The sequence below is a fragment of the Gilliamella sp. B2923 genome, from assembly GCF_026536565.1.
Taxonomy (GTDB): domain Bacteria; phylum Pseudomonadota; class Gammaproteobacteria; order Enterobacterales; family Orbaceae; genus Gilliamella.
This window is the reverse complement of the sequence record NZ_JAFNNZ010000018.1, coordinates 1-13445: the sequence shown is the minus strand read 5'-3', so window position 1 is coordinate 13445 and position 13445 is coordinate 1. Positions and strand designations below refer to the sequence as shown.

General features: G+C 38.5%; 10 protein-coding genes. 6 read left to right on the top strand and 4 right to left on the bottom strand.

Annotated elements, in window-relative coordinates:
* Positions 1-277 precede the first annotated feature (277 nt).
* On the top strand, positions 278-1081 hold the full coding sequence (suhB, locus tag J3U42_RS11790; RefSeq protein ID WP_220219605.1) for an inositol-1-monophosphatase: 804 nt from the start codon (positions 278-280) through the stop codon (positions 1079-1081).
* A gap of 102 nt (positions 1082-1183) precedes the next feature.
* Here suhB and J3U42_RS11785 read toward each other — a convergent pair whose 3' ends face one another.
* Positions 1184-1510 (bottom strand): winged helix-turn-helix transcriptional regulator, encoded by a 327-nt coding sequence (locus J3U42_RS11785; protein WP_267336551.1) that lies wholly within the window; start codon positions 1508-1510, stop codon positions 1184-1186.
* 323 nt (positions 1511-1833) lie between these two features.
* Here J3U42_RS11785 and J3U42_RS11780 point away from each other — a divergent pair, with 323 nt between their 5' ends.
* Positions 1834-4035, top strand: coding sequence for a heavy metal translocating P-type ATPase (locus J3U42_RS11780; protein WP_267336550.1), 2202 nt, complete (start codon positions 1834-1836; stop codon positions 4033-4035).
* 70 nt (positions 4036-4105) lie between these two features.
* Here the strand turns inward: J3U42_RS11780 and tilS are convergent, their stop codons facing one another.
* Together tilS and metC are read right to left on the bottom strand one after the other, a co-directional pair.
* Positions 4106-5395 (bottom strand): tRNA lysidine(34) synthetase TilS, encoded by a 1290-nt coding sequence (gene tilS / locus J3U42_RS11775; RefSeq protein ID WP_416380465.1) that lies wholly within the window; start codon positions 5393-5395, stop codon positions 4106-4108.
* 64 nt (positions 5396-5459) lie between these two features.
* Positions 5460-6677: a cystathionine beta-lyase gene (metC, locus tag J3U42_RS11770; RefSeq protein WP_267328960.1), complete on the bottom strand. Its 1218-nt coding sequence runs from the start codon at positions 6675-6677 to the stop codon at positions 5460-5462.
* Positions 6678-6774: 97 nt separating this feature from the next.
* Between metC and J3U42_RS11765 the strand changes: the two genes are divergently transcribed.
* Positions 6775-7392 carry a 4'-phosphopantetheinyl transferase family protein gene (locus tag J3U42_RS11765; RefSeq protein ID WP_220218615.1) on the top strand — a complete coding sequence of 206 codons (618 nt, stop codon included), beginning with the start codon at positions 6775-6777 and terminating at the stop codon, positions 7390-7392.
* A gap of 71 nt (positions 7393-7463) precedes the next feature.
* On the opposite strand, the gene J3U42_RS11760 is transcribed toward J3U42_RS11765, so the two are convergent.
* Positions 7464-8237: a tyrosine-protein phosphatase gene (locus tag J3U42_RS11760; protein ID WP_267328958.1), complete on the bottom strand. Its 774-nt coding sequence runs from the start codon at positions 8235-8237 to the stop codon at positions 7464-7466.
* A gap of 101 nt (positions 8238-8338) precedes the next feature.
* On the opposite strand from J3U42_RS11760, the gene pepB reads away from it, so the two are divergent.
* The 3 genes from pepB (at position 8339) to J3U42_RS11745 (ending at position 13174) form a co-directional block, all read left to right on the top strand.
* On the top strand, positions 8339-9619 hold the full coding sequence (pepB, locus tag J3U42_RS11755; RefSeq protein WP_220218617.1) for an aminopeptidase PepB: 1281 nt from the start codon (positions 8339-8341) through the stop codon (positions 9617-9619).
* 175 nt (positions 9620-9794) lie between these two features.
* Complete coding sequence (locus tag J3U42_RS11750; protein WP_267336548.1) at positions 9795-12128, top strand: tetratricopeptide repeat protein; 2334 nt, start codon at positions 9795-9797, stop codon at positions 12126-12128.
* A gap of 332 nt (positions 12129-12460) precedes the next feature.
* Positions 12461-13174 carry a tetratricopeptide repeat protein gene (locus J3U42_RS11745; RefSeq protein WP_267336547.1) on the top strand — a complete coding sequence of 238 codons (714 nt, stop codon included), beginning with the start codon at positions 12461-12463 and terminating at the stop codon, positions 13172-13174.
* The last annotated feature ends 271 nt before the right edge of the window (positions 13175-13445 follow it).

Sequence of the window (13445 nt, the reverse complement as noted above, 5' to 3'; positions counted from 1 at the left end):
TAAAATCAAAATCTAATAAAAATCCTTTTTTGAAATATTAACATATGGCTAATAAATAGTCTATTTAAAAACGATAAGTGTTTTTGGGTAAAAAGAGATAAGTTATCGGTTCGGTATAAATGTACTCAATGGGTTAAGCTAAGGTAAATTAAATATCAATCTCAACATAGACTGGCAAAGATAGGGCAAAAGCTTTATACTAGACATAATTTTGTGTATGGCAAAGACCATACTTATTTTTACCCCGTTCTTTAACATCATCAATTGGAAGAAAATTATGCATCCGATGCTTAATATTGCTATTCGTGCTGCGCGTAAAGCAGGTAATGTTGCCATTAAGGCTTATGAAAACCCGAGTTCAATCGAAATTAACACTAAAGGTGCTAATGATTTTGCAACTAATGCAGATCGAGCGGCTGAAGCTTTGATTATTGAAACAATTAAAAAAGCTTATCCAGATCATACTATTATTGCTGAAGAAAGCGGCCTTGCTAAAGGTAATGATGCCGATACGCAGTGGGTAATCGATCCAATTGATGGTACCACCAATTTTATTAAAAATATTCCCCATTTTGCGGTGTCTATTGCTGCTCGAGTGAAAGGTAAAACCGAAGTGGCGGTTGTCTATAATCCAATGAGTAACGAGCTATTTACTGCGGCACGTGGTAAAGGTGCGCAGCTTAATGGCTACCGAATTCGTGTTAGTAATGCTAAAGATTTAGAAGGAAGTGTACTGGCAACAGCTTTTCCATTTAAAGCAAAGCAATACAGCGATAGCTATTTTGCAGTACTACAAAAATTATTTACCAAATGTGGTGATTTTCGTCGTAGTGGGTCAGCGGCACTAGATTTGGCTTATGTGGCAGCGGGTCGTTTAGATGGCTTTTTTGAAATCGGTTTAAAACCATGGGATATTGCCGCAGGCGAGTTAATTTTACGTGAAGCTGGTGGCGTTATTACCGATTTTGCCGGCGGAAATAACTACATGGTATCGGGCAATATTGTTGCCGGTAATCCACGTGTTGTGAAAGATTTGCTGGTTTCTACCCAAAACGATTGGCCGGAAAACTTACGAGGCTAATGCTTATTAGAACAGAGTGATAATGCTCTGTTCTTTTTGGTTGCGGCTGTGTATTTTGCTTTAGCTATAATAAGAAATGCCTACATAGTACCAATCAATTATTTATCTTTTTTGTTTGGCTGGCATTGGCTCCATTGAGCAATTAACATTCAATCCTTGATTGTTTAAGCAGTGACTACCCCATTTATACATAGCTTGCAGTACCGGTTGAATACTTTCACCAAATGCGGTTAAGGAATATTCGACTTTCGGTGGCACAACCGGGAAAACTTTTCGATTAATTAGCTGATGCGATTCAAGTTCACGTAATTGCGTCGTTAGCATTTTTGGCGTGGCGCAAGGGATTTGTTTACGCAGTTGCGAAAACCTTAATGTTTTGTTTGTCATCAGTTGCCATAAAATCAAAGCTTTATATTTTCCACCAATCATATTTAAGGTTGTTTCGACCGGGCAACAGATAGTTGATTGCGAATGCGGTTCGCGTTCATCGATTTTAGCTATAGGATTGTTCACGTTAATGTCTTAACAGTATCTTTTTGGATAGTATATATCAAAAAAGTGCATTCTTGTTAATAATACAATTAGTATTAAAATGGCTATCAATACAACCTGTAAAAATAAGATCTTTTGGATAAATAAGCTATATTTGGTTTTAGATAGATTATTTATATTATAACGATAGCGTCAAATAAAACGGTTTCTTAGTGAATATAATAAATCAAAACAACACTAATTATTGAAGGATGCGTCAAATGAAAACAGTTGAATATCAATTTTTTGTTGAAGATATGAGTTGCGCATCATGCGTCAGCCGAGTTGAAAAAGCATTAAAAAAAATTGATGGTGTAATAGATGCCAGTGTCAATCTTGCCACCGAAAAAGCAAACGTGACTGCCAATGCCAATGTTAAATTAGAAACGCTAATGTCGGCGGTGGATAAAGCCGGTTATCATGCGGTGAAAATTACCGATCAACAAACACACGCCAAAGATGAAGAGAAACAAGCGTCACTTTGGCCGATTGTATTATCGGTTATTTTGGCTATTCCATTTGTTGTGCCGATGCTACTTGAGCCGTTTAATATTCATTTGATGATGCCTGCATGGTTACAACTTGTGCTGGCTTCGATTGTTCAATTTGGTCTGGGGGCTAAATTCTATCGTAGTGCTTTTAAGGCACTAAAAGCGTTAACGGGTAATATGGATTTATTAGTGGCAATGGGTACCAGTGCGGCATATGGTTTGTCGCTATATCAACTGATTAATGGCGATTATGATCATCTCTATTTTGAATCATCAGTTGTAATTATTACCCTGATTTTGTTTGGTAAATGGCTCGAGTCAAGAGCAAAACACCAAACCACCCAAGCGATCGAAGCACTTTCCGCCTTAAGGCCTGAGCTAGCGTTAGTTAAACGAGGCGATCAACAAGTAAGTTTACCGATCAATCAAGTGAAGGTGGATGATATAGTTATTATCAAACCCGGTGAGCGTATTGCGGTTGACGGTATTGTTATTGAAGGTGCTTCGAGCTGTGATGAATCGATGTTGACCGGGGAAAGTTTACCGGTAAATAAAACCGTTAATAGTACAGTTACCGGCGGTACCATTAATGGTGAAGGGTTATTGTTAGTCAAAACCACAGCGGTTGAAGCCGACTCGACCCTGGCAAAAATTATTCAAATGGTTGAATCTGCGCAAGCTAAAAAAGCGCCAATTCAACGCATTGTTGATCGTATTAGTGCAATCTTTGTGCCGGTAATTTTGATTATCGCTTTAATTACCTTATTGGCATGGGGCGTGATGTATCATGATTGGCAACAAGCATTACTGCATGCTGTTGCCGTATTAGTTATTGCTTGCCCGTGTGCTTTAGGTTTAGCCACGCCAACAGCGATCATGGTTGGAACAGGCGTGGCTGCTCGACAAGGCATTTTAATTAAAGATGCTGAAGCCTTAGAAACATTGCACAATATTAATACCGTCGCATTCGATAAAACCGGCACATTAACCCTAGGTAAACCTGAACTGGTCGAAATGGATGTAATTGGCACTGAGACGCCCGATCAAATCTTATCGCTTGCGGCATCTATGCAAGCGGGCAGTGAGCACCCATTAGCTAAAGCTATCTTGTCTAAAGCAAAACAGTACGATTATGCTCAAAATATTACCTCTGTCACCGGATCGGGCGTCATGGCAACCATTGATAATACCGAATATTATTTAGGTAGTTTACGCTGGATGAAGTCATTAAATGCCTATTTTGTTGATATGGATGATAAAATCAGTGAGCTTACTGCGAAAGGTTATACCATCTCATTTTTAGCTAAGCAACAATCTGAAAATGGTGTAGCGATACTGGCTTTATTTGGTTTTGCTGATGTGATAAAACCCGAAGCCAAAAATGCTATTGATGCACTACATCAATTACATGTTAATACCGTTATGCTAACCGGTGATAATCAACAAGCTGCAAATTCGGTAGGTCAGCAGTTAGGCTTAGATAAAGTTATTGCAGAAGTGTTACCACAGGACAAAGCTAATTATATCTATCAATTACAAAAAGAGAGTCATACTAATACCAATAATCGAGTAGCAATGGTTGGCGACGGTATTAATGATGCTCCCGCTTTGGCAGCTGCTGATATTGGTATAGCAATGGGGACGGGGACAGATGTGGCAATGCATGCAGCAAGTATTACCTTAATGCGTGGTAATTTGTATCTTATTGCTGATGCGATTGATATTTCCCGCCGAACTTATAATAAGATCAAACAAAACCTATTTTGGGCGTTTTTTTATAACTTAATTGGTATTCCATTAGCCGCATTGGGCTTTTTAAATCCAATGATAGCCGGCGCTGCTATGGCATTGAGTAGTGTCAGTGTTGTCACCAATGCTTTATTACTTAAACGCTGGAAGGCAAGAGCAGAAACTAAGTCAGCGAATGGTTAGTTATAAGTTAAGGGGCAACTATGCCCCTTATTGATTACGTTTCTGTTTGAGTTGCTTAAAAGCATTTTATTTATTTGGTCACACTAAAATTAATTTGCGATCCTTTGCCTTGCTCAGTGACAAACACGCCAACGGCACAAATAAGTTGTTCGTTATAGTAAATCAAAGGCGTACGTGAGCGCATCCATGGTGGGATCTGGTGCTCTTGCCATATTTTTTTGATCGCTCTTGACCCTTGCCGATTAACTATTTGCAATCGACCTTGCGCATGAAAACGTACGGTAACTGCCTCGTCGGCTTGAGGTAGGCGACAATTTAAATCGTGCTGGTAATGAGATTGTAACTGACCGATATTATCCGGTAACACTAAAGGCGAAGTGAGATCCCAATTGATGACTAAGTGTTCAGTATCATCATACAGTGGCAACAGATAAAGTTGATTTTGATAACGGCGAATTTGTTTGTTATGCAAAACAAATTTTGGATTAGCATCTTCCTTTGCTTCAACGACCGTTTGCCAAATTAATGCCAGCTGTTTTTGACTCGGCATCATTATGCCTTGTTGTCGAAACCACATGCGCAAAATCGCATTGCGTTTATATTCTGAATAATTGATTAACGGCGACAAACGTAGCTGACTTTGCGTTGTCAATAGTTGGTGAAAATCGTTATCTAACAGCTCGTTAATTAACGCTTCTTGTTGTTGGCAAAGTGAAGCACTTCGCGCAACCATTTGAGAAAACTGTGGCCAGCGCTGATTGATAAGTGGTAACACCTTTAATCGTAGAAAGTTACGGTCATAATGGTCATCTTGATTGCTTTCATCTTCTATCCAAGTTAATTGATGCCAGTTGGCGTACGCTTCGATTTGTTGGCGTGAGATCGTCAATAATGGTCTAAGATGCCTGTTGCTTTCAACCGGCATTGCCGATAAACCGGCTGGCCCGCTGCCCCGTTTTAGCGCTAACAAAAAAGTTTCGCATTGGTCATCAAGATGCTGGGCTGTGCATAGCATCTGATCGCTTTTTAGGTGACGATAAATTGCTTGATAACGAGCATTTCGAGCTTGCTGTTCAATATTACCCGCCACAGGATCGAGCTGAACTTTTTCAATAATGAGCGGTACTTGCCATATTTGGCACTGCTGTTGGCAATGCCTTGCCCAGCTATCAGCATTTTGACTTAAGCCATGATGAATATAAATTGCGCTGAGTTGTAAGTCTGGTCGTTGCTGTTGTTTCAATTGGGTAAGCGCATGTAATAGCACCGTTGAATCCACGCCACCACTGTAAGCAACCAGTAGCGATTGGCGATTTTTGATATGATCTAAAATCGCCTGTTCAATGCTTTGATCAATCATCGTTTGGCTTTGATTTTTCATTTTTATTTAATCACACTAAGCTTTTAATCATACTAAATTTTGATCATATTAAGCTTTGTAGGGCATTTGCTTTATTTTTATTTAACTTAATTCGATCTAAACCGGCGGATAGATCAGCAATTAAATCATCGGGATCTTCAAGCCCAATATGTAACCGAATGAGTGTTCCGTCAAAGCTGACTCCAGAAACCGGTCGGATTTTGGCTAGCTCTTCGGGTTGATTGGCTAAAATTAATGACTCAAACCCACCCCATGAATAAGCCATTGAAAAATGGGTTAAATTATCTAAAAAGTCGGAAAGCTGTACATCATTTAAATGGTCGTTTAGCACAAATGAAAATAAACCACTTGCACCGGTAAAGTCACGGGCAAAAAATTCATGTCCTTTGCAACTTGTTAAGGCAGGGTGATTAACGGTCGCGACTTTAGGATGAGCCGCCAGCCATTTTGCTACTTTTAAGCCACTTTCATGATGTTGTTTAAGTCTGACTGCTAAAGTGCGTAAACCTCGTGCTGCCATATAAGCGGTATCTGCATCACACATTTGTCCCATTAAATAAGAGCGTTCTCGCAATCTATCCCAGCATCGCTCATTAGCAACAGCAGTGCCGAGCATCGCATCGGAGTGACCAATTAAATATTTAGTGCCTGCTTGAATTGAGATATCAATATCATGATCTAACGCTTTAAATAGCACGCCAGCAGCCCAGGTATTATCCATTATAATGACTATTTGCGGATTAATGTTCCTGATTGCTTTCACAATAGCGGGCACATCATGGATTTCCATCGTAATTGAGCTTGGTGACTCTAAAAACACCACTTTAGTATTTGGTTTGATGTGGTTTGTGATATAACGACCAACTAAAGGTGAAAAGTAATCGGTTTCAACACCTAAATCTTTTAAAATATGATTACAAAACTCTTGAGTCGGTTCGTAACTGGCTTCAGATACCAAAATATGGTCGCCGGTTTTTACAAAAGCCAAAATCGCATTGGCAATGGCTGCTGCACCACACGGGTAAAGGTAACATCCTGCACCACCTTCAATTTCAGTCAAGGCATCTTGCAGCGAGAAATGGGTTAATGTGCCTCGACGTCCATAAAAGAGTGCGCCATTAGTGCGATTTTCGGTCGCTTCTTTTTTGGCTGCAATAGAGTCAAATACTAACGATGAGGCTCGTTGGATAACCGGATTTACTGCACCTTGAGTATAGCGTTTTTTGCGACCAGCATTGACTAATTTGGTTTGTAATGACATGACGTATCCTTGCTATCTGATAAATTTTAATAACAATTAGCATAGCATGCTGTTAAAATAGTAAAAAATAATTTTTATCAATACTGGCTTTTCAATCATGCTAATTGTCCAACTTGCCAATCTCAATAGCGTGGCAATTAACTATTCGTTGTTATCTGAGCAAATTATTAATGATGCTAATAAAATGAATGAGCGACGTAAAAAACAGTTTTTAGCCTGTCGTTCCATACTAGCCAGTTTGCTCAATCAATATTGTCAGATCGCAACTTTGCCAACAATGATAATTGGCGATAATGCTCGCCCCTGTTTTTTAGATTCTAATCTGCCGGATTTTAATATTAGTCACAGTCAAGACAGCGTGGCTGTGGCGATTTCATTAACCGGTAAAGTTGGGTTAGATATCGAAGTGGCACGTCCACGAAAAAATTATCAGAAGGTAGCAAAAAATTTTTTTGCTGATACCGAATGTCAATGGATGCGCACACAACAAGATGAGCTATCCGCTTTTTGGCAACTTTGGACGTTAAAAGAGTCGGCCTTAAAGCTCTATGCCAAAGGGGTGTGGCAAATGAAATCGGTAAAAATTGATCTGGCTAACAAGATGATTAGTGCACCTTTTGGCGGTCACTTTTATTATCAATATCAGCAGGTGGATGATATTCATCTTGCGGTCAATTGCGATAAGCCGATTACTCATTTTGTGTTAAACACGTAATTAACTTGATGACTTACCGGATAAATTCTAACAAATCATCTCAATCAAATGAGTAAACAGGCTATTAAGCTTTAAACAAGATAGATATTTTGCAATATTTCTCTGTTTTTTTGGTCGAGATCATACTCTTGCGCTAACCAGTTATCGATAGTGTTATAACGCTCTTTAATAGCCGTAATTGCAGCGCTTAAATACTCTTTTTTGGTAGCAAAGATCGCTTTTTGCTTTTCAAACTCTTCCGGTGTTAATTGGCTTTTTTGTTGGTTAAGCGTCTGTTCTCGAAACGTTTGTAAGCACTGTTCAGTGAGTAAGTAATCTTGCATAACCACCTCTTCACTAACGCCTAAAGCAAATAAAACTAATGCCACACCGATACCTGTTCTGTCTTTGCCAACTGCACAATGTTGGACTAACGGTCTACCATTGGCTTTAAATAGTGTTGAAATAAGTGTCTGATAAGCAAGATTATTAAACGGTAAAAGCTGATAAAGTTTAAGCATAAACTCATGAGGGGAATATTTTTTTAACACCGTGATATCGTTTTTTAGATCACTGGTTAAACTTGCGGTAATTTCGTTATTTAATGGATTGGCCGGTACATTAATATAATGACTATCAGCCCATAAATTATCAGGGTGGCGATCGATTTCATGTTGATCACGATAATCTAAAACATAATGTAACTTTAATTCGTCAGACAAGAATTTTTTTTCATCCTCTGTGAGGCGAGAAAATTCCCCAGCCCGATATAACATGCCAGAGCGAACTTGCCGCCCATCTTTGGTTTTAATGCCGCCTAAATCACGAAAATTGATGCCATTTTTAATAGGTATAACCGATGTCATTGCTGTTCCTTATTTATGCTTAACTTCGCTTGCTATATTAACATGTTTCTGATTAGAATTAAGCCATTGTTTTTGCTTTATTACTTATCGAGGTGCTTATTATGTCTACATTATCTATTTTACTTTCTGATCAAGTTGCGCAACCACAGTGGGGTAAAGATGCGCTACTGAGCTATTGCCAAGAGTCTATTACTATTCACTATAAAACTGAACATCGCTTAGGTGCAATTCAACGGGCAGGGCGTAAACTTGATAATCAAGGCATTAACTCGATTAAACTCAGTGGAAGTGGCTGGGATTTAGAATCTTGCTGGCATTTTTGGTTAGGTTATCGTAATGCTAAAAATAATAATAAAGTGAGTTGGCCAAAACTTAGTACTGAAGATAAACAAGAACTCAAACACCGCCTAGCTATTATTGATTGGTGCCGTGATATTGTTAACCAGCCCGCTGAAACATTAAGTCCACTTGAATTAGCCACCCAAAGCGCCAAATTAATTAGCACTTATTCATCTGATATTAAATACAATATTATCACAGGCGAAGCATTAAAAACGCATGATTATATGGGTATTTATACTGTGGGGAAAGGATCGGATAGGCCGGCGGCACTACTTGAACTTGACTATAACCCGAGCCAAAATCCAAAAGCGCCTATCGTTGCTTGTTTAGTTGGTAAAGGTATCACCTTTGATTCGGGGGGCTACAGCCTAAAACCGAGTAGCTTTATGGAGTCGATGCGTGCCGATATGGGTGGTGCAGCTCTGGTTACCAGCGCTTTAGCACTCGCTATTGCCCGAGGTGTCAATCATCGTATTAAACTTTACTTATGTTGTGCAGATAACTTAGTCAGTGGGAACGCTTTTAAACTTGGTGATATTATCCGTTATCGCAACGGTAAAACAGTTGAAATTGATAACACCGATGCTGAAGGTCGTTTAGTTTTAGCTGACGGATTAATCAGTGCTGACAAAGATAAACCTCGTTATATTATTGATTGTGCAACATTAACCGGCGCTGCAAAAATTGCTGTCGGTAATGACTATCAATCGTTACTCTCGTTTGATGATAAATTAGCTAATGCGCTATTGGTGAGTAGTGAAATCGAGCATGAAGCCTTTTGGCGTTTACCATTAGCGGAGTTTCATCGCTCCCAGTTCCCTTCCTCATTTGCCGATATAGCCAATTCCGGATTACCTAATACGGCTGGTGCCAGCACAGCAGCGGCATTTTTGTCATATTTTATTAAAAATTATAAACAAAACTGGCTGCACATCGACTGTTCAGCAACATTCCGTAAAAGCGCTAGCGCATTGTGGGCAACGGGAGCAACGGGTATTGGTGTAAGAACCATTGCTAACCTATTAAGTACTTTAAAATAAATGATTGATATTACAAGTCAATTTATTATCAAGTTAGCTTATATTAGGAGATTATTAACTGCTTATCGAAGCATTGTTGATTTGCAAAAGGCTTTTATTAATGTCTTTTGCATTTTACTCGTTTGCTAGCAAAAAATAAGTAAATTATTATATTTCAGTGGGTTAAGGAAGAATCATGAAGAAAACACTATTTGTTGTATTAACAGCATTATTATCGACGACGGCTTACGCTAATCATTGTGCTACTTTTTTTGAACAAAAAGATTTTGAACAAGCGTTATTTGCTTGTAACACTGAGGCTGAGCAGGGAGATAGACAAGCTCAGTATAATTTAGGAACGATGTATTATCGAGGTCTCGGCGTTGAAGAAAATAACGAACAAGCGCTCTATTGGTATAAAAAAGCAGCTGAACAAGGGTTTAGTAAAGCGCAATTTGAATTAGGGGTTTGGTATGATCTAGGTGAAGTTGTCGAAGTCGATAAAGAAAAAGCGCTATATTGGTATAAAAAATCGGCTGAACAAGGGTTTAATAAGGCACAATATAATTTAGGGATTTTATATAACGAAGGTGGCGGTGTCGAAGTCGATAAAGAAAAAGCAGTATATTGGTATAAAAAAGCAGCTGAACAAGGGCTTAGTAAGGCGCAATATAATTTGGGACTTATGTATGAGCAAGGTGACGGCATCGAAGTCGATAAAGAAAAAGCATTCTATTGGTATAGCCAAGCTGCTGAACAAGGGTTAGATAAAGCGCAATATAATTTAGCGATTATATATAAAGAAGGAGACGGCGTCGAAGTCGATAAAGAAAAAGCGCTATATTGGTATAAAAAAGCGGCTGAACAAGGGTTTACTAAAGCACAATATAACCTAGGGCTTATGTATGACCAAGGTGATGTGGTCAAAGCCAATACAGAAAAAGCGCTCTATTGGTATACTCAAGCCGCTGAACGAGGGTTCAGTGAGGCGCAACATAATTTAGGGGTTATGTATGACGAAGGTGAGGGCGTCAAAGTCGATAAAGAAAAAGCATTCTATTGGTATAGTCAAGCCGCTGAACAAGGGTTAGATAAGTCGCAATATAATTTAGGGCTTATGTATGACCATGGAGAGGGCGTCAAGGAAGATAGAGAAAAAGCATTCTATTGGTATAGTCAAGCCGCTGAACAAGGGTTTGCTCAAGCGCAACATTATTTAGGGATTATGTATGCTGAAGGTGAAGGTGTCAAAGTTGATAAAGAAAAAGCGCTCTATTGGTATACTAAAGCCGCAGAACAAGGGGTTGGTGACGCACAATTTAATTTAGGCGTTATGTATGACGAAGGTGAGGGAGTCGAAGTCGATAAAGAAAAAGCGTTATATTGGTATACTCAAGCCGCAGAACAAGGGGTTGTTGACGCACAATTTAATTTAGGCGTTATGTATGACGAAGGTGAAGGTGTCGAAGTTGATAAAGAAAAAGCATTCCATTGGTATAGCCAAGCTGCTGAACAAGGGGATGATAAAGCGCAATATAATTTAGGGAATATGTATAACCAAGGAAAGGGAGTCAAAGCCGATAAAGAAAAAGCATTCTATTGGTATAAAAAAGCAGCTGAACAAGGATTTAGTCGGGCGCAATATAATTTAGGGCTCATGTATGACGAAGGTGTAGGCGTCAAAGTCAATAAAGAAAAAGCGTTCTATTGGTATACTAAAGCCGCTGAACAAGGCCATATAAATGGTCAGTATAACTTAGCACTTCTGTATGACGAAGGTGAGGGCGTCAAAGTCAATAAAGAAAAAGCGCTATATTGGTTTACTAAAGCCGCTGAACAAGGGGATGGTGATGCGCAATTTAGTATTGGGATTATGTATGCCGATGGTGAAGGTGTCAAAGTTGATAAAGAAAAAGCGCTATATTGGTATACTAAAGCTGCAGAACAAGGGGTTGGTGACGCACAATTTAATTTAGGCGTTATGTATGACGATGGTGATGGTATCAAAGTTAATAAAGAAAAAGCGCTCTATTGGTATACTAAAGCCGCAGAACAAGGCATTGATGATGCGCAATATAATTTAGGATTGATGTATTACGAAGGTGACGGTGTCAAAGTCAATAAAGAAAAAGCGCTAAATTGGTTTACTAAAGCTGCAGAACAAGATGTTGATGACGCACAATATTATCTAGGGATTATGTATGCCCAAGGTGACGGCGTCGAAGAAAACAGAGAAAAAGCGCTATACTGGTTAACTAAAGCTGCGGAACAAGGTGTTGATGATGCTCAATATAATTTGGGGGTTATGTATGACGAAGGTTTTGGTGTCGAAGTTAACAAAGAAAAAGCAGTATATTGGTATACTAAAGCTGCTGAACAAGGCGTTGGTTGGGCGCAAAATAATTTAGGAGTAATGTATCAGCAAGGTGAGGGCGTTAAAAAAAATATAGCGTTAGCCAAAAAATATTTTAAACAAGCTTGTTCACTCGGTTTAAAAGAAGGTTGTGATAGTTATAATTCCATGAAGTAAATATCATTAAGCAATATAGAAGAGTCAATTTATACCTAAAGAGCTGTCTTATATATTAAGGCAGTTCTTTTTTTATACAGCCTAAAAATGTCATTTATTCTGTTAACACAATCATTTTTTTGATATAAATTGGCATAACAGTGATATTTTGACACGGCTCAATAAATTTGGTTGGCGTGTTAACCATTTATCAACGCCATAACCCAATACCGATAAGCCATTTAAAAGTACATTGTTAACGAGTAATAGAGAGTAAGCCTATTTTTGAACTTTTCTTGTCAGTAGGCAAACTTAAAAAATTATTTTTATTTTTAGGAATTTAAGGAAAACTTATGAAAAAAATACTATTTGTTGTATTAACTGCATTATTATCGACAACAGCTTACGCTAATAATTGCATTACTTATTTAAAACAAGCAGCTTTAGATAAAGCTTTAGTTGCTTGTAACACTGAGGCAGAGCAGGGAGATAAATATGCTCAATATAACTTAGCACTTATGTATGACGAAGGTGATGGAGTCGACGTCAATAAAGAAAAAGCGATCTATTGGTATACTAAAGCCGCAGAACAAGGTGTTGGTGACGCACAATATAATTTAGCGGTTATTTATGACGAAGGTGAGGGTGTTGAAGAAAGTAAAGAAAAAGCGATCTATTGGTATACTAAAGCCGCTGAACAAGGTGTTGGTGATGCGCAATATAATTTAGGGCTTATGTATGACGAAGGTGATGGAGTCGACGTCAATAAAGAAAAAGCGTTCTATTGGTATACTAAAGCCGCAGAACAAGGGGAGCGTGAGGCGCAATATAATTTAGGGCTTATGTATGACGAAGGTGATGGAGTCGACGTCAATAAAGAAAAAGCGATCTATTGGTATACTAAAGCCGCTGAACAAGGGGGGCGTGAGGCGCAAAATAATTTAGGAGCACTGTATCAGCAAGGTGACGGTGTTAAAAAAGATATAGCGTTAGCCAAAAAATATTTTAAACAAGCTTGTTCACTCGGTTTAAATGAAGGTTGTGATAATTATAATTCCATAAAGTAAACATCATTATAGAAGAGTCAATTTATGCTAAAAGAACTGTCTTACATATTAAAGCAGTTCTTTTTTTATACAGCCTCAAAATGTGATTTATTCTGTTAACACAATCACTTTTTTGATATAAATTGGCATAACAGTGATATTTTGATACGGCTCAAGATATTTGGCGTGTTAGTCATTTTATCGACTCCATAACCCGATACCGATAAGCGATTTAAAAGTACATTGTTAACAAGTAATAGATAGTAAACGTATTTTTGTTCTTTTCTTGCCA